This is a genomic window from Candidatus Kuenenbacteria bacterium HGW-Kuenenbacteria-1 (assembly GCA_002839745.1).
GTDB lineage: Bacteria > Patescibacteriota > Patescibacteriia > UBA2591 > PGYQ01 > PGYQ01.
The window spans coordinates 1-26,570 of record PGYQ01000005.1 but is presented as its reverse complement, the minus strand read 5'-3'; the positions used below and the strand labels follow the sequence as shown (position 1 = coordinate 26,570).

Here is a 26,570-nt window from a genome sequence, read left to right as displayed (position 1 = left end):
TTGAATTATTTTCCAAACTATTTTCCAAATTTTTTTCAAATTATTTTTAAATTTTTCTTGCATATTATTTTTTCAATGTTTAGAAATCCGTATTCCAAATATTAAGTTTATAAATTAGAAATCTTTACGTTTTCTTGTTTTCCTGTTTGCATATTTTTTAAACAAACTTCGTTTTTCTCTCTTTCTACATCTCCAAATAACAACACCTTTTCTATATTCATATCATTGGCATATTGTAAAGCTTTGCTGGGTGATCTAAATAAATAATCCACATCTACCTTATATCCTTTGGCTCTTAATTCTTTTATAATTTTTAATCCTGGTTGAATATTTTGTTCGCCAATTGGAACAAACAATATTTCCACCACTGTTTTTTTATTTATTTTTTGAAAAATTTTCAAAGCGTCAAAAATAGGTTCCAAACCAAAAGAAATTCCAATAGCTGGAATTTCTTTTTCTGAATTCAAAAATTTACCAATCATTTTATCATATCTCCCACCAGCAGCCAAAGATCCACTAATTTTACTTTTGTCTTTTAAAAATATTTCAAAAACATTTCCCGTATAATATGCCAACCCACGAGCCAAGCTGGGCAAAAAAATCACATCGCTTGTGTCGTCCAAATAAGACAAGGTTTTTTCTATTTCCAACAAACCCTCTTGATTAATTAATATTTTTTTTAAATGATCTATTTTTTCCTGGTTATTTTTCCCGTCAATATTAATTAATTCTAAAATTTTATTAATATCTTGAATTAATAATCCCTTTTTTTCTAATTCTTTTATCACACTTTTTTTGCCAATTTTATCTAATTTATCAATAGAAATAATAATCTGATCTTGTATTGTTTCTGGAATTTTAATTTGATCCAAAATAGCATTAAGTATTTTCCTATTATTAATTTTTATTTCAATATCTAAATTTAATTTTTTAAATACATTTAATGCCAACTCAATAATTTCCGCATCAATTATTTCATTTTTTATTCCAACAACATCAACATCACATTGCCAAAACTCTCTATATCGCCCCAATTTAATCGGCCCATCTCTAAAAATTTGCCCAATTTGATAACGCTTAAAAGGCATTTTCAAATTTTGATTCATACCAATAAAACGAGCAAAAGGAATGGTAAGTTCTGTTCTTAAAATTAATTTTCGCTTGCCATTATCTTGAAATGTAAAAGATTCTTTTAAAATATCTGCTTCCTCTCCTTGAATGTGTTTAAAAGAAAATAAAGAAAATCTCTCAAAAATGGGAGTTTCTATTGGAGAATAGCCAAAAATTTCAAAAACATTTTTTAAAGTATCAATAATTTTTTCTCTGGCAATTTTTTCTTTTGGCAAAAAATCCCTGACCCCCTTTGCTAATTGTAAAATATCCTGTTTAAACATAATTTTAACTTTCAACTTTCAACTTTCAACTTTCAACTTTTAACTTTTAACTTTTATGGGACGGACGACCGGATTCGAACCGGCAACCACCAGGACCACAACCTAGCGCTCTACCATTGAGCTACGTCCGTCAAAAAAAATTAAAGAAATTTTGAATATAGAATTTTAAATTTAAAATTAAATTCATTAAATCTAAAATCTAAAATTTCTTTAATTTTTTGGAATTACTTCTTTCCAAATTGGCAAAGGAAAATTTACTTTGTTTCTTTCAAACTTAGTTTTTACATCACAACTATATTTATTATTATCTGTAATATTTAAACTCAAATTTTCTGATAAATTTTCAATTTTATCATATTTTCGACTAATTACTTCTTTCCCTTTCATCTCTTCTTTATTGTTTATTGTTATTGTTTTTTCGCAAATTTCATTTTTATTACAAGTTTCATCATTTATATTACAGTCTTCGGGTTTTTTGCACTTACTTCCAAATTCCCAAACCCTCTTTTCTATATAAAGATCTTTACAAATATCTTTAAGATCGCCTTCCGGCATTAAAGGTAATAATCCTCCGCAAGTCTCTAAATAATAATTGTCTTTCATAAAAGATTTATCAGAAATTTTAAAAGAAATTGTATCTCCCGCATTAACCTTTAAAGTCTTGCATGGCACATAGTTTGTGTTATCTTTTGAACATTCAAATTCCACTGCTTCAGGGTAAGGATGTTTAGGGGTTTTAAATTCTCCTCCATATAAATACTTTGACCAAGTCTTGTTATTGCTTTGAACTTTCACTTGCCAATAATAAGATTTTTCTGTTGTTATTCCATATTCAAGTTTATTTTCATTACCTTCTACAAAATAAAATCCATTTGCGTCTGTTTTTGTTATGTCTATTATTGGATTATTAAAATCAATATTATCCGCAATTTGAATTTGATAACCTGTTTGAGAATCATCGTTCTTGCAAGGCACAAAATCCCAATATAATTTTATTTGAGGCCTAAACCCATTCCAAATACAATTTTCTTTAAACTCAGAAGTGCTTGGATTTTCAGCTCCAGGTTCATAATCAGAAATAAAAGTAGACACTTTATAATTACTACCTTTAAAACTAATCCAACCAAAATCTTCTGACCAAGCCCAACCTGTTAAATTTTCTGTTTGCCCGTCTCTTTGTACTTGATAATTTGTTCCGCTCATTTTAATCCATGCTTTGGTATTTTCTACTTGGGCCCAGCCATTAACAATTCTATCTTTTTTGTCACAGGTTTTACTCGTATTTAATGTCGCTTCTTGTTCAAGATATCCTTCAACTTTTGGATAATTAATTAAAGAATGCGTTGAATTATTAAAATTAATCCAGCCAATGTTTTCCGACCAAGCCCAACCAGAAAATTTTCCTGTATCTGTGTCAATATCTACTCCGTAATCTATTGTTCCGCAAGTTCCATGATCATCACAATTAAAACTAATCCATCCAATATTTTCCGACCAAGCGTGCCCATGAACATTATGCCCATCCGCTTGAGCTTGATTTGAAATAAAAAAAACGCTAACTAAAATAAAAATAGTGATTGTAAATAAATTAAATATTTTAAAATTTTTGGTTGTAATTTTGAATTTTGACATTTGAATTTCTGTCATCCCAACCGACTCATGGCCATCGGAGGAGCGGATCCGCCAGCTGGCGGACTTAATAAAGTTAAAAGTTTAAAGTTCAAAAAAAATTATTCTATTTTAATGTTTTATATTATATAATATTTTTAAGAAAAAAAACAGAGACGCGATATTTTATCACGTCTCTGTTTTTTATTTTTTAATTTAAAATTCCATCTCATTTTTCAAATTTTAGTGTCTAAACAAACCCGACCACCTACTTAGCAGCAGGAGTAGTAGCAGGAGTAACAGAATTTAAAACAGTATTACCTTGTAATGTAGTAATAACCCAAGAAATAATCGTATAAGCAACTAAAACAATAATCAAACCAATCACTGCATTAACCAAAAACTCTTTTGCTTTTTTGCTTTTTTCTTCATTGCCTCCAGCAGTCATCCATATAAATCCTCCAATAATTATCATAATAACTGCTACAATTCCTAAAAATCCTAAAACAACCTTAACAACACTAAGTATTAATCCCTTTAAGTCAGTTGTTCCTGTCTTAAGTTCAGTACCATTAACTACCTTATTTAATCCGTCCAAAGAAGATTCGGCAGTGGCTCCTGTTGCTGCGCTAACGGTTGCTATAGAAATTAGATTATTATTTTTTTCAACAGGAATGAAGGTAATTATAGGTATAACAAGAAAACAAAAAAATAATCCTAAAAAAACAATTTTCTTTACCTTTTTTTGATTAATTAAATTTAATATCATAATTTTATTTATTAATTTATAAATTATTGATTCATTGCTGTAAGCGATTCCTTAATAACAAAATTTGCGATTGCATAAGCAGACAAAACAATGGCTAAGCCAATAATACCAGCAATAATAAACTGTCTCGCCTCAGTAGATTTTTCTTCACTGCCACCACCGGTCATATATTTAAACCCTCCAATAATAATTATTATAACCGCAATAACCCCTAAAAATCCTAAAACAACATTAACAACTCTCATTATTGTGCCTTTTAAATCAGTGCTCATTGGCAATCCAGATTTACCCATAACATCATTAGATAAAAGTTCATTTGTGGTTAAGGTCGCAGCATTGGCAAATTGAGTATTAATTGCTATTGGGATAACTAAAGAAGCACAAAATACAATAAAAAAAAGACTGAATAATATTTTGTTTGTTTTTTTGGTTTTTGTTTTCAACATTATTCCACCCCCTTTCGTAGTTAGATTAAAAGTTAAAAGTTAAAAGTTAAAAGTTAAAAGTTAAAATTATTATCGCTTAAATTTTAGAAAAAATCAATTTTTTTTAGTGGATAACTAAAACAAAATTTCTGTTTGACAAAATTTACCAAGAGAATAAAATTAATAAAATATAAATTTTAATTTTTTAATTTATGTATTATTATATTTACGATTCTTATTTAAATCATCCGCAATACAATAAGGTTTTAACTAAAATTGAAAACAAATTAATTGATTTAGGCCTTAAAGGAAAAATTATTAAATTGTCTGCTTTTAAAAAACTTAAAGGAGTTATTAACGAAATAATAAAACAAGGAGCTGAAACAATTGTTATTTGTGGGGATGATCAAATAATTAATCAAACAATTAATTGTTTAGAAAATTTTGATATTTGTTTCGGCTTTATTCCAATAACATCCTCCAGTAAAATTGCTCGTGTTTTAGGAATTCCACCATTTGAAACAGCTTGTAATGTTTTAGCTAATCGAATTATTAAAAAAATAGATTTAGGAAAAATAAATGAATATTATTTTCTTTCTCAATTAGAAATTTTTAATGTAAACAATGTTGAATGCGATGATCAATATCATCTTTATTTTAAAACAAACCAACCTTTTTATATTTATAATTTAAGTTTTTTAAATTTTCAAAAAAAAATTAATCCTCAAGATGGTTTTTTAGAAATAGCAATTTCATGTACTAAAATTTTTAAATTTATTCCAAAATTCGTATTAAAATTATTTAAAAAAGAAAATAAAATAGATAGTTTTGTTCTTGTAAAAAAAATAAAAATTAATTCCAATAAAGAAATATTTTTACAAATTGACTATAATCCAAAAATTATTTTATCTCCCGCTTTTATTAAAATTATTCCTAATAAATTTAAAATTATTGTTGGCAAAGAAAGATCTTTTTAATTAATGCCCTTGAGAGGAATCGAACCTCTATTTAAAGCTTAGGAGTCTTTCGTTCTATCCGTTGAACTACAAGGGCGCACCAAAGAAATTTTGAATTATAAATTAATGTTATTATAAATTATCAAAACTAGCAAGAAAAAAAAATTAGCTTTTTAAAAAATTTTATGCTATTCTTATAAAAGTTAAATTTTTTTATTTTGATTTTTGGTTTATAATAAAATTATGGAATTTTTTCTTAAAAAGAAAAATATTACTTTGAAAAGAAAAATAGGAGATTTAGGGGAAAAAATAGCTAAACAATATTTAAAAAAGCAGGGTTATAAAATTATAAAACAAAACTACACCAACCGCGCGGGAGAAATAGATTTAATTGTAAAAGAAAAAGATCAAATTGTTTTTGTTGAAGTTAAAACAAGAACAAATCAAAATTTTGGTTATCCTGAAGAAGCAATAGATTCCCGAAAACAAAATAAAATATTTAAAACCGCTCAAAATTATTTAATAAAAGAAAAAATATTTTCCGAAAATTATCGTTTTGATGTAATCAGTATTGAGATGGATCAATCCACTAAAAAAGCTATTATTAAGCACATTAAATCCGCATTTTAATGTAAAAATCATAATCCATATAAATAAGCTATTCAGTTAACTACGAATTTTTTTATACTAACTTTCAACTTTTAACTTTTAACTTTTAACTTTCTATGTCTTCACCAATTTTAATTGCTATAAAACAAATTTGCGATGAAAAAAATATTTCTGCTGAAAAAGTTATAGAAGCGATTGAGCTATCTTTGGCTGCCGCTTTTAGAAAAGATTTTGGACAAATTGGACAAAATATCAAAGCCAAATTTGATGTTGAAACTGGAAATATTAAAATTTTTGATATTAAAACAGTTGTTAATTATCAACCCGAAGAAGAAACAAAAGAAATAGAAAAATCAGAAGAAGAATTTAAAAAGAAAAAATTTAACCCAAAAACAGATATTTATTTAGAAGAAGCAAAAAAAATAAAAAAGAATATTAAAATTAACGATGAAATCAAAACAGAATTAGAAATTTCTCACGATTTTGGTCGAATAGCCGCGCAAACAGCCAAACAAGTAATTGTTCAAAATTTAAGAGAAATGGAAAGAGAATCTTTATATGAAGAATTTAAAGACAAAGAAGGAAAAGTGCTTAATGGAATTATTCAACGTTTTGAAGGAAGAAATGTAATAATTGATTTGGGACGCACTATTGGTTTATTGCCTGTTGAAGAACAAATTCCTTTTGAAAAATATAATGCCGGACAACGATTAAAAGTTTTTGTTTTAAATATTGAAAAAGAAACCAAGGGACCTAAAATTATCGTTTCTCGAACTCATAAAGAATTACTTAAACAATTATTCTATTTGGAAATTCCAGAGATATCAAATGATGTAGTAGAAATTAAAGCGATTGCTCGTGAAGCTGGAGCTCGTTCAAAAATAGCTGTTTTTACTAAAGAAAAAAATATTGATCCAGTGGGTTCTTGTATTGGGCAAAAAGGAACAAGAATTCAAACAATTATTTCTGAATTAAATGGTGAAAAAATTGATATTATTGAATACAGTGAAAATATTTCTAAATTTATTTCCAATGCCTTATCTCCAGCTAAAGTTATAAAAACAGAGATAGATAAAAAAAATGAAAAAGCCTGTGTTATGGTAAGAGAAGATCAATTATCTTTGGCGATTGGTAAAGACGGACAAAATGTAAGATTAGCCGCTAAACTAACTGGCTGGAAAATTGATATTATTGCCCAAAAAGAAGAAGCAAAAGAGAATAAAGAAGAAGAAGAAGAAAGGATAAATTAAAAATTTTTGCTTATTATTTTATGTCTCCTACTTTAAAACAATACGTGATTGCATTATATGAATCTTTAAAAAATGAAAAAGAAATTGATCAAAAAATTTTTAATTTTGTAAAAGTTTTAAAAAAAAATAATGACTTAAAATTAAAAAATAAAATTATTTTAGAATTTGAAAAATATTGGAAAAAAGAACAAGGCATAATTGATGTCTTAATTAAAAAAATAAAACCATTAGAAGAAGAACAAAAAAATAAATTAATTAACTGGATAACTACACACGACTTACAATTAATAAATAAAAAAATAAAAGAAGTTAAAATAAAAGAAGAAATTGATAAAAATTTAATCGGCGGAATGATTTTAAAAATTGGAGATTCAATAATAGATGGGAGCATAAAAAAACAGTTAAAAATTTTAAAAGAAAAATTAATTTAGTTAAAGTTATCAACAATTTTGCTTGTTATTTAAAATAAAAATTATATAATTAATTTAAAATAAAAAAAATATAAAAAATTTTTATTTTAAAATTTAACTTAATACAAATGGAAGGGGGTGGACAAATGGCAGTAACAAAAACAAAAACAAAAGTAAAAACTCCAGTTAAAGCAAAAGCAAAAACTCCAGTTAAAGCAAAAGCAAAAGCAAAAACTCCAGTTAAAGCAAAAGCAAAAACTCCAGTTAAAAGAGGTAAAAAATAATTTTTATAAATTGCTTTTAAAAAAATAAAACTTTCCTTATAAGGAAAGTTTTATTTTTTTAAAAGCAATTTCTTTAATTTAAAATTTTTTAGAAATTATTTTCCCATAAACGCCATCATAACCCGGATCAAAAATTATTTTTTCTTCACGCATATTTTTTATCATTTCAACAATTTCATTTGAGGTGATTTTTTTTAACTCCTTATAACTTAAATTTAAAAGAACATTAAATTCATTTCCTCCTTGTTTAATTAAATTAAAATATTCTTTCTCAACTTTTTTAGAATTCTTTCCTTGTTTAAAAATATTGGCAATAATTTCTTGAAGTGGAATTATTTTTTTATAAAGATTAAATTTTTTAAAATCAACTTTATTAATAGAACGATCAGCTAATTCTTCAACGCGATACAAAACACCTTTATTTAAAGGTTTTTTACATTTAGGGCAACTTGCGTGATATTTTTTTGTTTGTTTTGGAGAAAAATTTATTTGGCATTTGCGATGTCCATCAAAATAATATTTGCCTTGCTCTGGAAAAAATTCAATTGTTTGCAATAACGAACTCTTTGAATTTTTTGTTTGACGAATAGCTTTTATGATTTCTTGATAATTCAAAGTTTTTAATTCAAAAATATTGGCTTCGCGACCCAAATTTTGCAACGAATGCGCATCTGAATTTGAAAGCAAAGTAATTTTATCCAAAGCGGAAAGCCGATGATTCATTGCTGGATCTGAACAAAGACCAGTTTCAATTGAATAAATATACGGGGTTAATTCTTCAAAACATTCTTCAATAGAATCAAACCCAAACTTAGAACCAAAAATTGAAAACCACGGTGTCCATACATGAGCCGGAACAATTAAACAATCCTCCGAAATATCCAAAATTATTTTTGCTAACTCTTTTGCGTCCAATCCTAAAATTGGTCGCCCGTCTGATTTTAAATTTCCTTTTAAAGAAAGTTTTTTATTAATTTTTTCCGCTATTTGTAAATTTGGAGCAAAAATTAAAATATGAATTCTGCGACCTCTATTATTTTTTGTATAAATACAACTAATCTCTGTAGTAAAAATAAATTTCACACTGGGCTGATTATTTAAAAAAGATTTTTTAATTGTAAAAAGCCCTTCATTTTCTGAAGGTTCTAATTTTTTTTTCAGTTCATTGAACCATATTGGATGCGTAAAATCTGTGACACTTAAAATATCAATTCCCTTAATTTTCGCCCATTGATTAAAATGTTCTAAATCCATTAACTGGCTCGTCGCTCGAGAATATTTTGAATGTAAATGAAAATCAGCAATGTAGTTCATAAAATAAAATTTTTAACCTTGACTTTGAACTTTTAACTTTTAACTTCTTTCATCTCTCCCCAATTATCACCTACCTTAATCTTTACCTTAATTGGAACTTTGAATTTTTTTGTTTCTGGAAAATTTTCCATTTCTTGTTTAATTAATTTCACAGTTTCTTTAACTAAATTATCTTTTACTTCAAAAACTAATTCATCGTGCACTTGTAAAAGAATTTTTGCTTTATTGTTTATTCTAATCATCGCTATTTTTATTAAATCCGCAGCTGTCCCTTGAATGGGCATATTTACAGCCATTCGTTCAGCAGCATTTTTAATCTGAAACATTTTTGAATTTATTTCTGGTAAATATCGACGACGCCCAAACAAAGTTTCTGTGTATCCATTTTCTTTTGCCATTTTTTTAATTTCTTCTAAATAATTTTTAATACCTTTATGAATTTCAAAATATTTTTCAATAAATTCTTTGGCTCTATTTTGAGAAATGTCTGTTCTTTGAGCTAATCCATAAGCACCCATTCCATAAATAATTCCAAAATTAATTGCCTTGGCTTGCTGTCGCATTTCTGGGCTCACTTCATTTAATTTACATTCATTAATTTCAGCCGCTGTTCTAATATGAATATCTTCTTTATTGTTAAAGGCCTGAATCATTTTTTCGTCATTAGCCAAAGAAGCAATAACACGCAATTCTATTTGAGAATAATCGGCGGCAATTAATTTATATCCTTTTTCAGCAATAAAAGCCGTTCTAATTTCTTTGCTAAATTTTCCCTTGTTTGGAATATTTTGTAAATTTGGATTAGAAGAAGATAAACGACCAGTGGCAGTAATTGTTTGATTAAAGCTAGTGTGAATTCTTTGAGTTTTTAAATTAACCAATTTTGGCAAGGCTTCTGAATAGGTTGATTTTAATTTAGAAATTTCGCGATATTCTAAAATTGAATCAATAATTAAATGACTACCTTTCATTTTTTCTAATTCCGAGGCCGCAGTAGAAATTCCTGTTTTTATTTTTTTAATTCCATTAACAGAGATTTTTAACTTTTCAAATAAAATTTTTTTTAATTGAAGCGGAGAATTAATATTAAATTTTTCTTCAGCTATTTTATAAATTTTTTCTGTCAATTGTTTCTCATAAATTACTAATTGTTCGGTTAATTTTTCTAAAATTTTTACATCAATTTTTATTCCATTTCTTTCTATTTGCGTTAAAACAGGAACTAATGGCATTTCTATTTTTTGAAACAGTTCCCAAAGATTTTTTTCTTTCAATTGCGACGTTAATTTTTCAACCAATTGAAAAGTATAATCCGCGTCTTCGCAAGAATATTCAGCCATTTTTTGAACTGAAATTAATTCCATTATTTGTTCTAATTTTTTTTCATCAATATTTTTTGGAATTTTAAAACCAACCAATTTTTCAAAAGAAATCATCTGATGGCCTAATTCTGTAAAAACCACATTATCTAAACTATGCGCTCGTGTACCCGGATTTAATAAATAAGAAGCAATCATGGTATCAAAATCTGTTCCTTGTAAATTAATTCCTTGCTCTTTTAAAATCGCCATATCAAATTTAATATTATGCCCATACTTTTTTATTTTTATATCTTCTAAAATATTTCTTAAACTTTGAACTTTGAACTTTGAACTTTGAACTTTTATATAGTATGCTTCTCTTTTTTTCCAACAAAAACTAATACCTAATAATTTCGCTTTAAAAGGATTTAAACTTGTTGTTTCTGTGTCTAAACAAAACGCTTTTTGTTTTTCTAATTCTTTTAAAAATTTTTCAAACTCCTCTTTAGTATCAATTAATTTATAAGCGTTTAAAGGTTGAACCTCCAAACATTGATTTATGTTTTCTGGGCATACACAAGGGTGCGCCCCTACAAATTTATTTTCTTGTTCTTGTATTTTAATGATTTCTGGAATTTTAGATAACAATGATTTAAATTCTAATTCTTGGAATAAATCAATAATTTTTTTTTGATCAAAACCTTCTAATCCACATTTTTCTAATTCAATTTGTATTGGCGCGTCTTTTAAAATAGTCACCAATTTTTTGCTTAAAAACGCCTCATCCTTATTTTCTAAAAGTATTTTTTTTATTCTCTCTTTAATTTGATCATTAGTTGCTTCAGGTGCTTTTTCATAAATTTTTTCCAAAGTGCCGAATGCTTTTAATAAATCAGAGGCTATTTTTTCACCAATACCCTTTGCTCCAATAATATTATCTGATGGATCTCCACGCAAGGCTTTAAAATCAATCATTTGTTTTGGCGCTAAACCATAACGTTCTTGTACTGCTTTGTCGTCATAAATTATTGTTTCTGTAATCCCTTTTTTAAGAGTACAAACCTTGATGTTTTTATTAACTAATTGTAAAAGATCTAAATCGCCAGAAATAATAATTATTTCTATTAATGGATTAAGTATTACTAATTGATTTGTAATTGTTCCAATTAAATCATCTGCTTCATATCCGTCTTTTTCAAAAATAGGAATATTAAATGCTTCTAATAATTCTTTTACTCGAGGAATTTGATTATAAAATTCATCAGATTGTTTTACTCGTTGAGCTTTATATTTTTCAAAAATTTCATGTCTAAAAGTAGGCGCCTTTTTATCAAAAGTGACGACAAAATGAGTGGGTTTTAGATCTTTTAAAACTTTTAAAAAAATCATTGTGAATCCATAGACAACATTAATGAGTTCTCCTTTTTTTGTGTATAATGGCGGTATAGCATGCCAAGCACGATGTAATAAAGCATTTCCGTCAATGATGATAAATTTCATAAAATGAGTAACCTGTAATAAGTAAAATGAAAATTAAAATTCAAAACATTTTATATTTTTATCGGTTTACTTGTTATGGATTACTTGTTACTAATTACTTAACTCTATTATAACAAAAAAAGAGCTTTATTACAAACTCTTTTAGAAATTTTAAATTATAAATTATAAATTTTGAATAAAATAGGCAAAATTTGTAAAACAAATTTTACATTCGGAATGTTGTCATTCCCACCCTTGATGAAACTCAAAAGCAGACTCCAAAGGGAATCCAGAGGAGACTGTCATCCTCGCGAACGCGGGGATCCAGATTTAATTAACTTATGAAACCTGGATTCCCGTTGTCACAGGAATGACAGAAAGAGAATAATCATTCACTTTCCGATACAATAAAATAAAAATAAAATTAAATAGAAACGATCTGAAAATTAATTTATAATTTATAATTTATTCTTCCTCGTCTTCTTCTAAATTTTCTTCTTCTGTCTCGCTTTCTTCTAAAAATTCTTCTGGCTCTTCTTTTCTAATCGCTTTATCAAATTCATCATCATTCATTCCAGTTAAAACTTTAAGTTTGCTTTTAAAATTTTTATTAAACTCTATTATTAATTTTGGTTCTTTTAAAAAATATTCTGTTAAGGTTTCTATTACTTCTTTTGGAAAGATAGGCAAAAAAACAAGAATGTCATTCTTGTCTTCTTCTGAAACATTCGTTTGAATGATTATTTGTTTTAAATTTTCTAATGCTTGTGACATTTTCTCCTTTTTAAAAATTAGGATAATTTTTATTTCTTTTTTTCTCTAGAATAAAACAATTTTAGCATGTCTGTTGTCTCTTTTGATACCTTTTGAAGTTCTTGAAATTTTTCTGATAAACTACCCTCTAGCTTTTTTAGAACATCTAATGGAAGACTCTTTAAAACTTCTTCGTAATTTTCTACTGTTTTTTCTAATCCCTCTTGGTGTAAATCTGTAAAGTCTACTCCTCCTTCAAATTCTCTTATCATAATATTTTTAATTAATAAATAAAATTTCTTGTTTTTTTGATTTTAATGTTCCTAAATTTAGAATAGTTTTTCTAATTCTTTTTTAGAAATTTGCGCTTGACATAAAATTGCCGATAAAGTTCCTTTAGCTAAAGGTTTGTTATGTAAAACGATGGTTACTTTTCTATTATCAAGATGTTTTAGTCTTAAATGACTGCCCTTTTGTCTTAATTTATTAAAGCATTCACTAAATCCTTAGGTAAAATTTGAAAACTTTGAATCATAAAATTTTATCTAATCCCAGCTAACTTAGGACAAAAAACTTGAATTGTCCTCATCAACCCCTTTTCTGGTCTTTCAATCGGAATCAATTCGCCTTCTTCAGCTAAACACTCTAAATGAAATTTTATTAATTTTTCCATATTAGAAATTGCTTCTTCAGTTGTATCTCCATTGTCTGCCAATCCTAAAACAGGACAAAAAAATCGAATAACAAAATTTATTTGTTCCTTTTTCAACATCTGGCTCTATAATAATTAAATAATTTAAAAGTTTTCTTTTTTCCATATTTTTAATTTTGATTTATTTTATTAAAAAATTATTTTTATTATACATGTTTTTTACGATTTGTCAAATGCTGATAAGCTAAATCAGTGGTTATGCGACCACGAGAAGTGCGTGATAAAAAACCCAACTGCATTAAAAATGGTTCATAAACATCTTCAATTGTTGCCATTTCTTCGGAAATGGCCGCGGCAATTGTATTTAATCCCACCGGCCCTCCGTTAAATTTTTCAATAATTACTTTTAAAATTTGACGATCAATTTGATCTAAACCTAAATGATCTACCTCCAACATTGCCAGCGCTTCTTGAGCTAAATTTTGTTTGATAATTTTTTCATCCTTAACTTGAGCATAATCACGAACTCTTTTTAAAAATCGATTGGCAATACGAGGCGTTTTTCTAGCTCTTTTGGCTATTTCTTGACAGGCTTCTTTTTCTAATTCAATAGATAAAATTTTTGCAGAACGATTAATAATTTTTTCAATTTCAAAATCTTCATAAAAATTTAATCGATAAATTGCTCCAAAACGATCTCTTAGTGGCGCGGAAAGAAGACTAATTTTTGTAGTCGCGCCAATAATTGTAAAATGCGGTAAATCTAATCTTAAGGTTTTAGCTGAAGGACCTTTTCCAATAATAATATCCAAAGCATAATCTTCCATTGCTGGATAAAGAATTTCTTCAATTACTTTATTTAAACGATGAATTTCATCAATAAAAAGAATATCGTTATTTTGAAGATTTGTTAAAATAGCCGCTAAATCTCCTGCTCGTTCAAGAGTTGGGCCAGAAGTAACTCTAATATTTCCGCCTGTTTCATGAGCAATAATATGAGCCAATGTTGTTTTGCCTAAACCAGGCGGACCATATAAAAGAACATGCTCAATTGGTTCAGATCTTTTTTTTGCTGCTTTAATAAAAATTTTTAAATTTTGCTTTATTTTTTCTTGCCCAATATATTCATCTAATTTTGTAGGCCGTAAAGTTAAATCTAAATTTTTATCCTCTGGTTTTTCTTTTGAAGCAATAATACGATCAGACATAAAAATAAGTTTTAGTATTAGTTTTTAGAAAATTTAGTGATTAAATCACGTGCTTTTTAATTTTTATTATTTTATTTGGCTTTTATCTAATGTAGCTTCAAACTGAAAATTAATATCTTTCTTTGATGCTAAATTAAAAAAAGGAAATTTAATTTGAGTAAAAATTGGTTGTTTCTTTTTAAAATCTTCTTGAAATTTTAATAATGCTTCTCTATTTTTAGCTATAGCAACAATTTTTATATCAGTAGAATTATTAATATTTTTAAAAGAATAAATTTTTATATCAGAAGGAATAATTTGGGTAAAATAAATTAATATTTTTGACCAAGGAATAAATTCATTTTGAATATCACTTATTTCATTAAAACCCTGATTTATTGTTTTAATTTTTTTATTAAAATTTTGCTGATTATTTTTTAAAATAGAAACTCTTTCACTTGCTATTTTAACAAAAAAAGATTGTAAAAAAAATTCTGTAATAATTAAAATTATAGCTGTAAAAATAGTCATTAAAAAAAGAATTAATAAAAAAGTTCTAATAATTTGATAAATTTGTTTTATTTTTAATTCTTTTTTTATTTTTGGAGAGATTAAATTAAGAATTATATCCATAAAATAGGTTTTAGATTTAATTTAAAATTTCTGTTTTTTATGCTTCTAAGTCTATAATTCCTCTTAAAGCCAGCCCTAAAACTGTAGCATGAGAAGCAAATTTATCTTCAGAAAATGGACAGGTTTTTGTTTTTTTAAAAAATATAGATTGAAAGAAAAAATTTCTTATCCATAATTTAAATGTTGTTTTTTTATTATTAGAAATACATTGCGATTTAAAAATCCATGGCATCTCTTTTTTAACTTCTATTCCTAATTGAGTTGCTAAATAAACATCTAGCCCAACTAAATTTGCTCCACCTCCACATAAAATAATTTCTTTAAAAGTTCCATTAAAAGAAAAATATGTTTTATGAAAAATTAAAGCTTTTTTTATTTCTTCTGATAATCTAAAAATATATTCCAAAAGTATTTCTTTTAAAATACCTTGACATTTTTCCTCATCACATCCACATATTTTTTTCGCTTTCTCTGCCTGTTCAAATGTTATTTCTAATTTAGAAACAATTTCCTGAGTCAATTTTTCGCCAGAAAAAGGCATTGAAATAGAAAATTGAATTGTTCCATAATTATAAACAATTAAAGAGCTACGACTAGCTCCTAAATCTAAAATAAGCCGAGAATTATTATCTTCTTTTTCAATTAAATTGCGGGCTATCGCACAGGCCTCTATTTCAAATATTTTTGGATTCAGCCCAGCTTTTTTTAAAACATTTTCATAAGAATCAACTATATTTTTGACTGTCGCACCAATTAAAACTTGCATTTTTTGTTCATTGTCTTTGGTTATTTTTTTAATAATTTGCCAATCAAAATACATATCTTCTTTAACCAAAGGAATATGCTGACAAATTTCTTGTTCAATAGTTTCTTTAATTTTTTTATTTTCCACTAAAGGAATTTCTATTAATTTAATAAAAGTTTTTGTTTCAGGCAAAGAAACCACCACATCAGATGTTAATATTTTGTTTCCTAAAGAAGTTTTAATTGTTTTTTGAATTAATTCAATAACCTCTTTGGGTTTTTTAATTACACCTGAAATAATATACCCTTCTGGAATAAAAACTTCATTAAAAGCGCGCAATTCTATCTGATTTTTATTTTTTTTTAATTGAATTAATTTTAATGATAAATCACTAATATCTAATCCAAAAGCTGGCTGAAAAGAAAAAAAATTAAACATAAAATAAACAAAAATTTATCAGACAAATTTTATAAAATCAACTTAATTATTCTAATTTCTAAAACCTAACTTTTGTTTGAGCGCAAGTAATAGCTATGGCTAAAGCATCGGCTGCATCATCAGATTTTGGAACTTTTTCTAAATTTAATATCGCTTTAACCATTTTTTGAACTTGCTGTTTTGAAGCGCGACCATAGCTTGCAACTGCTTGCTTAACTTGAAGGGGAGTAAATTCAAAAAAAGGAACTTTCTTTTGTCTAATAGTTAATAAAATAACTCCTCTTGCTTCTCCTACTTTTAAAGCTGTTTTCACGTTTTTGGCAAAAAATAATTCTTCCACGGCAATTTTATCAGGTTTATATTTTTTTACAATTTTTTTTAACTCTAAATGAATTTTTTCTAAACGCTCGATTGTTGAAAGTTTTGAATTTGTATTTATACAACCATAAGTAATTAATTTTATTTCCAGTTTTTTGTCTTCATTTATAATCCCATAACCAGTAATGGCCAAACCGGGATCAATACCAAGAATAATCATAAAAATAACTTTTAGTTTTTAGAAAATTGTAATTTAAAATTGGCAAAAAACATTATTTACATCTAAATCATCGTCTAATTCTTCTAATATTTTTTTTATTTTTTCTTTTGTTTCTTTTTCATCAGCTATTGAACTAATTTTTTCTTTACTCACCCATTCTAGCTCAGCATAATCTATTTTAATTTTTTGTTTTTCTAATTCTTCTTTAATTTTTTGAAATTCCTCTAATTTAATATAAATAACCAATTCTTCTTCCTCTTCTTCTACGTCTTCAACTTTCAAATCAATTAATTTTAATTCAAATTCTTCTAAATTTAGAATTTCTAATTTATTTATTCTAATAACTCCATATTTTTTAAACATCCATAGTACACTATTTACTCCACTTAAACTCCCTCCATGTTTATTTAAAATACTTTTAATATTAGAAACTGTTCGATTTTTATTATCTGTTAAGGTTTCAATAATCAATCCTACTCCATCTGGTCCAAATGCTTCATAAATTATTTCTTCAATTTTTGCTCCACCCAATTCTCCTGTGCCCTTTTTAATAGCCCGTTCAATATTTTCTTTGGGCATATTGGCTTGTTTAGCTTTTTCTATTACCAAACGTAATTTAAAATTTTTCTCAGGATCTCCTCCTCCTTCTCGAGAAGCAATGGAAATTATATTTCCAAGTTTGGTAAAAATAACTCCCCGTTTTTGATCGGTTATTCCCTTTTGCCGTTTAGTTGTCGCCCATTTAGAATGCCCAGACATAATAAGTTAAAAGTCAAAAGTCAAAAGTTAAAAGTCAAAATTAAAAGTTTTAAGTTAAAAATTTTCTTATTTATAAATTAGAAATTAGAAATTAGAAATTAGAAATTTACAAAATTTGTCTCTTTTATCCTCTTATCATCCAAATAATTTTTTTAATCAACCAATCTAATTTTCCTAAAGCAAAAATAAAAAATCTTCTTAATATTTTAAAATCAAATCTTGTTATTTTTGGATTTTTAAAATTAAATCCAGAAATTCTAAATTTAAAATCCATCCCATCCGCTGTTTCTAAATATGGCAATTTGGCTAAAAATTTATCATTTTTTTGTTTAAATAATACTGGCGCCCAACCAAAACTTTCTGACATTACAGCCAAATGCATATTTTTTCCTTTTAAAATATCCTCTTGTTTTAAAAATTGATAAAATTTATTCAAAATACTTTCTGAATCTAATTGAATTTCTAATTGATCTTTTTCTCTTTTATATAAACATTGTTCATTTTCTTTATAATTTTCTTTTATGTTTATTTTTATTTGACTCACGCTATCCCAGCCTTTGTTTAAAAAAAATTTTATTTTTTCGCCCGGCATATCGCAAAGATAAATATTTTTTTCTAAATCCCAATCCAAACCTAATGGATGTTTCATTTGGCCAAATTTTTGCTTTTCTAAAAATTCTTTTTTTTGATAGAATACTGCTTTAATTTCTTCAAATATTTTTTCTGGCTGTTTTTGTTTAAATTTTTCTTCTTCAAAATCTTTAAAATGTTCTTTAACAAAATTTGAAAATTCATCTACAGAATGTTCGTAAAAAGACTTTAAACTAGGCAAGGTTCTAATTATTCGTAAATCATCAACAATATGCAAGACATCATAAATATCAACGCCCGCTTTTAATTTGTAAATTGCATCACGCCATTTAATTGCTTTTTCAAATTCTTGTTTTTTAATCGCTTTTTCCATTTCATCTTCAAATTCTAAAATTATTAAATTATACCAATCATCTGGCACTTCTTCTTTAAATGGTTTTCTTTGAATTGTTTTGTGCGCTTTTTTATAAGCGCCTCTAATTTTACCTGACCGTTGCCATTCAAATGCGATTGCTAAAATCTTTTGATAAAATTCATTGGCCTTATTTTTATCTGCTTGAGAAATTTCTGGAATAGAATAAATAACATCGCGTAAAGCAAAAACGCCTTGTTCAATCATTTCCAAGCTCCACCATGGCTGAGCCGATGCCCACCAATATTGATCAGAAGCAATGGCCATGTCTAATTTATTTCGAATTTCAGAATACCAAGACTCTTTAATGTTTAATGTATTTACAAAATTAATTACCCAATAAGTAAATTCCCATTGCAATTGATGAATTGGATTTTCTGGATGACTCCATAAAATAAATGGATTGCTTTGAATAATTCCTTTTTCTCGATCTAACCAAAAATCCTGTTCTTCTGAAGACCAAGTGCTTTCTCGTGGTTCTAATTCTTCTTTGACGCCAAATTTTTTTATTAAATCAGAAACAAAAACTTTTTCAAAAGTTTTATTTTGATAAATTTCAAATAAAAATTTTTCTAATCCGGGTCGATGATGACCAAATGTTTCTGCATCCATCACTGTTAAAAGATAACGCTCTTTTTTAATTTCATCTCCCAATTCTTCTAAAAGAGATTGCGCCGAACGAACAATGGCTGATAAAATTAAAATGCTTATTCTTTTATCTCTAAATAAAATTTTAAAATTATTTAATTCTTTAATTTGATAAATTTTATTAAATTCTATTTCTGATTTTTCGATTGGACAAGCTAATTGTTCAGCAATCACCCATTCAAAATTTAATTTTTTGGCTACTTGAGCCACTTTAAGACTATATGCCAATTCGGGAATAAAAAAACCTTTGGGATTATAAATTTCCCCAAAATATTTTTCATTGGTTTCTGTGTTTAATTTAATTTGCCTTTCAATTTCTATTTCTGGAAGCAATGGCAAAAATGGATGAAATTTTGCACTACCAGTAAATTCAATTTGCCCTTTTTGAGCCAATTGTTTAAGATCGTTTATTACATCCAAATAATCATATTTTACCAATAGCTCAGTTAGACTGCCATTGATATTTATTGTCATTTTGGCCTTAGGATTTTCTTTTAATCCTTGAATAATTTTCCGATAACTTTCATTAACAATTCGCTCCAAAATATCCGGCATTTGATTAAAAGGCTGATAAAAATGTAAAAAATTTACCCACAACATAAAAATTTTAAATTATAAATTATAAATTTTAATCTCTGACTTGATAATAATCCACCATTACTCTGGTTGCCCACGGGCTAGAAAAAGAATCAATAGATGGCAAAAATTCAACCTTCCAACGAAAATCACTGCCAATGGTTTTAAATTTTATCATTTTGCCCAACTCTGCTTTAGTCCAATTTTTGCCTCCATTGTTGGTAAGAAAATATTGAATTTTGCCTTCCTCTTCTCCGTCTTCCTTTTCTACCAAAGATCCTTGCATAATTTTATTGTTCTTAGAATTAATTTTTAGAGACTCCCAAATAACCTTATCTTTTTTTTGAAATCCCAAATCAGTAAAACGATAAATATAAAAAAAAGCGTTATCAAAAGCAATGCCATAAATTTGATGCTCTTTAAAACCTGGAACCAATTGAAATGATAAAACATTTTCTAATAACACGGGCGTAAAATCATTTCCAATGCCACTTAAAAGCCGTAAAAATTTTGGCGAAGAACTTTTTGACGAAGAGCCAATCCACCAAGCGCCGTCTTGATAAAAAATTTCTGGTTTCATCTCGCCATCCATTACTCGAATTGGGAAAAATTGAGAAAAATTCTGTATAAAAGATTGATTATTTATTGAAAATTGATATGCCTGCCCTTCGTATGCCCCGTAAACTGCTAATATTTCTTGCTTATTTGGATTATATCCAAAAAAAATATTCCCAAAATATTCAGAAGAAAAAAAAGAATTTTGATTTCTAAAAATTATCTGCCAATGATTATTAGTAAATTGATAAATATTTCCTTTATATTTTTTTTCATCTTTTTCAACGACGCCCAAAAGCCATAGGTCATCAGTTTTACCAATTGACAACAATGATGATTGACTGATTTTAAATTCAATAAGAGAAATTTTTAATGTTTGCGTATCAAATTTCCACAATTTTTTTCCATTAGTAATTAAACATTTTCCTTTCACACAAGCCAAATTTAAATCTACTTCTGAATCAATAAATGAATTTGCAAAAGAATGCGCCAAAATAATTTCGCCTTTTTCAACTGTAAAACTATAAACAAAAAGTTTTTTATCTACCACAAAAACTGCAATCCATTTTTTGCTATATTTATCATAATCAAGCAAAGGAACATTATCTACCTTTGCTTTTTTAATTTCTTCGATTGTGTAAAATAATGGCTGTTTTTCATTTTGAAAAGCAATAATCTCGCCTTGTTTGATAACACAAACTGCTTCTTTTCTGTTACTTTTAATAATTTGATTTTCTTTTGTAAAATTTAATGGTGCGCTTTTATAAATTTCTTCCCATTGATATGCGGGAGAAAAAGAAATTGTTGTTGTTTTAAAATCTTGATAAACCGTTGAGGTTTGAGAATTTTTCCAGCCAGTGCCAGAAAATAAATCAGTAAAACTGCCTCGCGAAAGATTTCCATACTTAGAAATTTCAGGCTGAGAAATTTTAGGCATTTCAAGTATTTTAGGTTTTTCAGGTTTTTGTATTTCTATATTAACTGGGGTCTTTACTACAGAATTTCCCCGAGGTTCAACCTTTCTTAGAGGTCCGTCTTTGATGGCCATCGGATACGGACTTTTCAAAATTAAATTAATTTTCTTTTTTTTCTCCTGAGATTCAATCTCTATATTTTGATTTTTGATATTTTTATTTTGATTTTCTAGCGTTTCATTGTTTTCTTTTATTGGAATTTTTTTTTCTATAATCCAATTAATAATTTCTGTTTTAAAAAATATCGCAAAAAATATTATTAAAATTATTAAGATGCGAGAAATATAAAATTGAATATCTAAATTTTTCTTTGGCGATTTTTTCCCCATATAATAAAAACCTTTATGATTTAATGATTCAATTTTTCTAAATCAAATAAGTTATTTCATCTAAAAAAAGAAAAATTTCCCCATAAAAATATCTTTTAAATTTTAATATCATTATATTACGATGGCATCATATAGATTTAGTATTTTGATCATTGAAAATTTATTTAATAGGACGAACTATCATCTTTCCTTTTTCTACATTTTTATCATGACCCGGAACGTCGCAAAAAAATTCATATTCTCCAACTTTTTCTGGTGCATTAAAAACAATGGCCCGAGTTTCTTTTTTAGAAAGACCTATTACTACAGCTGAAAGTGAAGAATCTTTAAATTTAAACATATGTGCATTAGAATCACCTGAGGTTATAACAAAATTTACGACTTGCCCAGCCTTAACTTCAAAGCTTGATGGTTGTAATCCTTTTTCTGTTACAATAAGTTTAATTGCCTGAGAAGGAATTTGTTTTAAATTAGTAATTGGATTTGATTGTTGTGGAGCATCTAAATCTCCTGGGGTAACATCAAGTTTTACTGGTTTGCCCTCAAGAGTAACAACTTGCCCTCCTTCTGCCACAGGGCTAACGCCAGGCATAGCCTTTTGAATTTCTTTTTGAATTTCTTCTGGCTTATTAAAAGTTTCATTTTGACCAACTGATTTTTTTGTTTTAGTTTGTTTATCTGAATCTTTTACTAAAACATTCCACATAAAAAATATCGCGACAATGGCAATTAAAATCATTATCACAATATCAATGATTGATTTTTTGTCAAATTTCATAAATGTAAAATTAAAATATCAGATTTATAAGAATGGATTTTATCCAATCTAATCTGATTGCCTAAATGGCATTAAAAATTAAAAGTTCAAAATTTAAAATTAAAAGTTAAAGTTTAAAATTAAAAGTTATTTTTTCCCTTTAAGCGACAAAATTAAAGAAAAAGTTCTTTTATTAAATGAATCAATAAATTTCATTATTTCTAAAGAAAATTTATACGCTCTATTAATAAGAATTTGTTTATATTTTTGATTGTCCATAAACTTTGAATTTTTAACTTTAATTTTACACTTTTAACTTTAAACTTTCTACTTAATAATCAGTCCTGCTTTTTCATTTTGATCCTTGGCAAATGTTGGCCATTGTTTCCAATCAAATCGTTTTCCAATTAAACGAAAAGAAAACTCAGCTGGCTTGTCGCTACGAAAAATTAACTTTTCTCCTTCAATTAAATAATAAATATTCGCCGACATTCCATAAGGTGTAACAAGCGCATTTACATTGTCTTTTGAAAAATCAATCGCCTTACGCCAAACCCATAAATCAGTCCCTTCTTTTTCTTTGCTAAAATCAATTATATATTCATATGTTTTGAGTTTTGTCCGCCAGCTGGCGGATTGAGTTTTGAGTTCGGCTTTGCCGATGTATTCTTCATTTACTCCACCAACAATCGCAGAAACATAAGTCGCGTATTTTTTCCCTTTGATTTCATAAAGAGGATCAATGGTTGCGACAGTTAATTTGTCAACGCCGGTAATATCCCCACCCTTCGCAACATTTAAATTATTTACATTACAAGTTGTGTCAGAATTACAATCTTTTGTATTTGTAGCCACAAATGTCCCTGCTGTAAATGTACCTGTGACATTAAGTTTACCTGTAATATTTGTGTCCCCATTCACATTTAATTTATACGCCCCCGGATCTGTTGTCCCTATTCCTACATTGCCAATAAAATTAGTTGATAAGCCACTAATAGATGTCCGCATATTACTTAATTCAGTCCTTGGAAGCGAGCCCTCTGAAAAAACCAAGTTATCAAAATATATCTCTTGATCAACAGTAGCCATATTATAAGCAAGCCAAATATAATTATTGCCAGTGGTAATAGTAGCGGCAGTAATACTACTTGAAAAAAACGTCCAACCTGAAGCATTAACTAATGCTTTATTAGTAAAAGCAGTACCATTCGTCCAAGAATTTGACGCATTTGAATTTAACTTTATCATGGCGGTGCTCGTGCCATTAACCATTTTGTAATATCCAGAAAGAGTATAGACCCTACCAGGCTTTAGTGAAATTCCTAAGGCATAAGAAGATCCGCCGCTGCCTGTTAAAGAATTTCTTTTAATCCGAAGGGAAAAATCGCCTTCATATGCTTGAGTAGAAGAAGATCGCGCGACAGATGAATTGTTGATGACGCCCCAGCCAGTAATGTTTTCTTCAAAGGTTTGATCCCACGGCGTAACATTGCGACCCTGTTCAATAAACTTAGTAACACTCTGAGACGACCCGCCAAAAGAACCAACAAGATCAAGCTTATATGCCGGTGTCGCTGTTCCTATTCCGACATTACCTTGAAAATAAGATTTAGCAGGACTATCAGAGTATAAAGCATAATTAGTTGAAGTATCTGCTACATTCCAAATTCTTAAACCATAATTTGCTGTCGCGTCTTTAGCTGAAAATAAACCACCTATGTTATTGTCCGCTCCGCTACCATACGCTTTACCTAAAATAGCATAATTTGTTCCACTTGTTCTTCCAATTATTGACTCTAATCCTACATCATTATCAACATCGTTTGTATAAACCTTTAATCTTCTTGAATCAGAATAAATACCTTTACCAAAATAAGCAGAATAAGTCATCTCATTTCCTTTTGGATCAACATAATAATTTGTATTATCTTTGTCATAATATATACTTGCGGAAACATTTTCCGCTTCATATGTTTTAGCTACAAGTTTGTCTGTGACATTAAGTTTACCTGTAATATTTGTATCCCCATTCACATTTAATTTATACGCACCCGGGGCTGTTGTTCCAATACCGACGTTGCCGTTAGAATTTAAAATAGTCATTTGCGTGGTTCCGCTTGTTTGCAAACTAAGATTTTCATTATAACTTCCAATATTTCCTGAATCCACAGTAACTCCTGTATTAAAATAAAAACGAGGTCGATTAGTAACAAAATGACTCCAACCAGCATTGGCTGGACCAAACGCAAGATAACCGTCTGGGCTACCTATTCGCATTGGGTATGTTCCTGACGCTCCATAAACATTTAATTTATACGCCCCCGGCGTTGTTGTCCCTATTCCTACATTGCCTGAAGAAGGTGGCTCTATTATAAAGTTATTACTATTTGTCGTGTAGAGTTTAGTAGTTTGGTGCTGATCAGCGAGGTTGGTTGAGTTGAAATTATTCCCCACAAAAAGCGGACCAAAGTTAATTCTCTTTAGCGTCACATGGTCCATCTGAGTAACCGCATCCACCGATGCGCCATAGTTTATCAACACAAGCACTCGAACAAACTTCGTACCAATAGGGAAATTTGGATAACTAGTCCCTTCGCCAATTGTCGTAGCGGAAAATTTATGCCAATTATCATCTACCGGTAATACATATCCAGACGTGGCAAAATAACAATAAGTCCCGCATGGTGCGGTCTTAATCGGAGATTTACTAGCATTATAAGCTATGTAGCCAAAATACAAACGGCCAGGAGTAGTGCCAGCAACCGTCTTTTTAAAATAACCCTCCAGCTGAAATACATCTTTGGTCGGATCCACGGGTATATAATCATCGCTCAAAACAGTACTCGATCCCGTTCTTTGGGCTGCATAATTGCCGGAATATCCTCCCGTGACAACAGAATCAAGAGCCGACCAACCATATGTACTACCTTGTTCAAAATCGCCATTAACAAGAAGATTGTTTGTCGCTGCTTCAGCAAGATTGTAACCGTTTTCTCTAGCTATCCCTCCTGAAATATCTAATTTCGCCCCCGGCGTTGTTGTGCCAATGCCTACCTTTCCTGAAACGTTTTCTGAAAGAACTTTTCTCCACTCTGTCCATGTTTTATCCCCAGATGTTCTAAATAATATATCATTAGGATACGCGGAAAGAGGAACTGCTATTTGCGCATTATAACCATTGTTATGTTGATGATGCATATTTATCACATGCCACCAATTACCAAATGCAATTGCTGTGCCCGCAGCATTTTTCAAGCCATCACCACTATTTTGATATATACCTCCTTGCAAAGTGGTATTATTTTGAAGCTGATCAACTGTTTTCATAGAATGATCTATGCCATTTGAAGTAAAAAGACTACCATTCACATTTAATTTATACGCCCCCGGATCAGAATAAATACCTTTACCAAAATAAGCAGAATAAGTCATCTCATTTCCTTTTGGATCAACATAATAATTTGTATTATCTTTGTCATAATATATACTTGCTGAAACATTTGATGCCTCATATGTTTTAGCTGTAAGTTTGTCTGTGACATTAAGTTTACCTGTAATATTTGTGTCCCCATTCACATTTAATTTATACGCCCCCGGCGTTGTTGTCCCTATCCCGACATTGCCAGTTGTATATAAATTACTAAGATAAAGTGGCGCAAATACTGTAGATTCATGAGAAATACTTGGTGCATCATTACTGACGTTCAACATTTCAAACCCTTTTCCTACTCTATAATGAAATTGCGCATGAGCTACACCAAATCCATAAAAACCCATCCCACCTATAATATTCCCTTTAGTTTCTGGGTTAGTATTTTGATTAAATGTAATAAGTTGTCTATTGTCAAATTTTAAAGCTGTTCCGGATGTTTGTGAAATATGCAACTTTGCTCCCGGGGCTGTTGTTCCAATTCCGACTTTATCCCCAGATATAACCATACTTGGAGAAGTTACACCTCCACCATTAGGAGAAATAGAAATAACGTCTGGAGTAGCTTCAGTATAAAATATCCCATAATCAGGATATGTTGTATTAAATCGCCAAATTCCTCTTGTTGCTCCAAATGCACCCCCATAAATATCGCCAATAACTTGAATATTACCTTTAACATCTAATTTTTGTTGCGGAGTTGTTGTTCCAATACCTAATCTTTTATTTGTATTATCCCAAAATAAATTTGCATTATCCCCTCCAAAAACACCAGAATTATTAAATTGAACTGC

The 26,570-nt window shown here is 28.4% G+C and carries 22 protein-coding genes, 2 tRNA genes and 1 pseudogene; 4 read left to right on the top strand and 21 right to left on the bottom strand.

The genetic code is table 11. The features are described from left to right. Positions 1 to 107: 107 nt before the first annotated feature. From hisS to CVV26_01595, 5 genes are all read right to left on the bottom strand, one after another. On the bottom strand, positions 108 to 1,394 hold the full coding sequence (gene hisS, locus CVV26_01615; GenBank protein ID PKL72445.1) for a histidine--tRNA ligase: 1,287 nt from the start codon (positions 1,392 to 1,394) through the stop codon (positions 108 to 110). A gap of 56 nt (positions 1,395 to 1,450) precedes the next feature. Then, positions 1,451 to 1,525 (bottom strand) — tRNA-His (locus CVV26_01610). 79 nt (positions 1,526 to 1,604) lie between these two features. After that, entirely contained in the window at positions 1,605 to 3,026 is a 1,422-nt protein-coding gene (locus CVV26_01605) for a hypothetical protein (protein ID PKL72444.1), read from the bottom strand. Positions 3,027 to 3,270: 244 nt separating this feature from the next. Next, entirely contained in the window at positions 3,271 to 3,771 is a 501-nt protein-coding gene (locus CVV26_01600) for a hypothetical protein (GenBank protein PKL72443.1), read from the bottom strand. 23 nt (positions 3,772 to 3,794) lie between these two features. Beyond that, positions 3,795 to 4,217 carry a hypothetical protein gene (locus tag CVV26_01595; protein ID PKL72442.1) on the bottom strand — a complete coding sequence of 141 codons (423 nt, stop codon included), beginning with the start codon at positions 4,215 to 4,217 and terminating at the stop codon, positions 3,795 to 3,797. 191 nt (positions 4,218 to 4,408) lie between these two features. Between CVV26_01595 and CVV26_01590 the strand changes: the two genes are divergently transcribed. Next, on the top strand, positions 4,409 to 5,173 hold the full coding sequence (locus CVV26_01590) for a hypothetical protein (GenBank protein PKL72441.1): 765 nt from the start codon (positions 4,409 to 4,411) through the stop codon (positions 5,171 to 5,173). Between the two features lie 4 nt (positions 5,174 to 5,177). Here the strand turns inward: CVV26_01590 and CVV26_01585 are convergent. Further along, positions 5,178 to 5,249, bottom strand: a tRNA-Arg gene (locus CVV26_01585). Positions 5,250 to 5,395: 146 nt separating this feature from the next. On the opposite strand from CVV26_01585, the gene CVV26_01580 reads away from it, so the two are divergent. From CVV26_01580 to atpH, 3 genes are all read left to right on the top strand, one after another. Continuing rightward, positions 5,396 to 5,782, top strand: a complete 387-nt coding sequence (locus tag CVV26_01580) for a YraN family protein (protein PKL72440.1) — start codon at positions 5,396 to 5,398, stop codon at positions 5,780 to 5,782. A 95-nt stretch (positions 5,783 to 5,877) separates the two neighbouring features. Further along, positions 5,878 to 7,011, top strand: coding sequence for a transcription termination/antitermination protein NusA (nusA, locus tag CVV26_01575; GenBank protein ID PKL72439.1), 1,134 nt, complete (start codon positions 5,878 to 5,880; stop codon positions 7,009 to 7,011). Between the two features lie 20 nt (positions 7,012 to 7,031). Beyond that, on the top strand, positions 7,032 to 7,442 hold the full coding sequence (gene atpH / locus CVV26_01570; protein ID PKL72438.1) for an ATP synthase F1 subunit delta: 411 nt from the start codon (positions 7,032 to 7,034) through the stop codon (positions 7,440 to 7,442). A gap of 341 nt (positions 7,443 to 7,783) precedes the next feature. Here atpH and CVV26_01565 read toward each other — a convergent pair whose 3' ends face one another. The 15 genes and pseudogenes from CVV26_01565 to CVV26_01495 form a co-directional block, all read right to left on the bottom strand. Next, a complete protein-coding gene (locus CVV26_01565; protein ID PKL72437.1) occupies positions 7,784 to 9,019 on the bottom strand; it encodes a DNA helicase UvrD in 1,236 nt (411 codons plus the stop codon). A gap of 32 nt (positions 9,020 to 9,051) precedes the next feature. Beyond that, positions 9,052 to 11,820, bottom strand: a complete 2,769-nt coding sequence (locus tag CVV26_01560) for a DNA polymerase I (GenBank protein ID PKL72436.1) — start codon at positions 11,818 to 11,820, stop codon at positions 9,052 to 9,054. A 444-nt stretch (positions 11,821 to 12,264) separates the two neighbouring features. Further along, positions 12,265 to 12,573, bottom strand: a complete 309-nt coding sequence (locus CVV26_01555) for a hypothetical protein (protein PKL72435.1) — start codon at positions 12,571 to 12,573, stop codon at positions 12,265 to 12,267. Between the two features lie 29 nt (positions 12,574 to 12,602). Continuing rightward, positions 12,603 to 12,824, bottom strand: a complete 222-nt coding sequence (locus CVV26_01550) for a hypothetical protein (GenBank protein PKL72434.1) — start codon at positions 12,822 to 12,824, stop codon at positions 12,603 to 12,605. 57 nt (positions 12,825 to 12,881) lie between these two features. Then, positions 12,882 to 13,043, bottom strand: a pseudogene (locus CVV26_01545) (hypothetical protein). 50 nt (positions 13,044 to 13,093) lie between these two features. Further along, positions 13,094 to 13,324, bottom strand: a complete 231-nt coding sequence (locus tag CVV26_01540) for a hypothetical protein (GenBank protein ID PKL72433.1) — start codon at positions 13,322 to 13,324, stop codon at positions 13,094 to 13,096. A gap of 86 nt (positions 13,325 to 13,410) precedes the next feature. Next, positions 13,411 to 14,412: a Holliday junction branch migration DNA helicase RuvB gene (locus tag CVV26_01535; protein ID PKL72432.1), complete on the bottom strand. Its 1,002-nt coding sequence runs from the start codon at positions 14,410 to 14,412 to the stop codon at positions 13,411 to 13,413. 66 nt (positions 14,413 to 14,478) lie between these two features. After that, the gene (locus tag CVV26_01530) at positions 14,479 to 15,024 is read right to left on the bottom strand and encodes a hypothetical protein (protein ID PKL72431.1); all 546 of its coding nucleotides are present in this window, start codon (positions 15,022 to 15,024) and stop codon (positions 14,479 to 14,481) included. 37 nt (positions 15,025 to 15,061) lie between these two features. After that, the gene (locus CVV26_01525; GenBank protein PKL72430.1) at positions 15,062 to 16,207 is read right to left on the bottom strand and encodes a hypothetical protein; all 1,146 of its coding nucleotides are present in this window, start codon (positions 16,205 to 16,207) and stop codon (positions 15,062 to 15,064) included. A gap of 58 nt (positions 16,208 to 16,265) precedes the next feature. After that, the gene (locus CVV26_01520) at positions 16,266 to 16,745 is read right to left on the bottom strand and encodes a crossover junction endodeoxyribonuclease RuvC (protein ID PKL72429.1); all 480 of its coding nucleotides are present in this window, start codon (positions 16,743 to 16,745) and stop codon (positions 16,266 to 16,268) included. A gap of 33 nt (positions 16,746 to 16,778) precedes the next feature. Then, positions 16,779 to 17,504, bottom strand: a complete 726-nt coding sequence (locus tag CVV26_01515; GenBank protein ID PKL72428.1) for a YebC/PmpR family DNA-binding transcriptional regulator — start codon at positions 17,502 to 17,504, stop codon at positions 16,779 to 16,781. Positions 17,505 to 17,628: 124 nt separating this feature from the next. Then, positions 17,629 to 19,755, bottom strand: coding sequence for a hypothetical protein (locus CVV26_01510; GenBank protein PKL72427.1), 2,127 nt, complete (start codon positions 19,753 to 19,755; stop codon positions 17,629 to 17,631). A gap of 28 nt (positions 19,756 to 19,783) precedes the next feature. Continuing rightward, a complete protein-coding gene (locus tag CVV26_01505; protein PKL72426.1) occupies positions 19,784 to 21,589 on the bottom strand; it encodes a hypothetical protein in 1,806 nt (601 codons plus the stop codon). Between the two features lie 160 nt (positions 21,590 to 21,749). Then, positions 21,750 to 22,367, bottom strand: a complete 618-nt coding sequence (locus CVV26_01500) for a hypothetical protein (GenBank protein PKL72425.1) — start codon at positions 22,365 to 22,367, stop codon at positions 21,750 to 21,752. Between the two features lie 306 nt (positions 22,368 to 22,673). Beyond that, the coding region (locus CVV26_01495; GenBank protein ID PKL72424.1) for a hypothetical protein at positions 22,674 to 26,570 on the bottom strand (3,897 nt) is incomplete at its 5' end.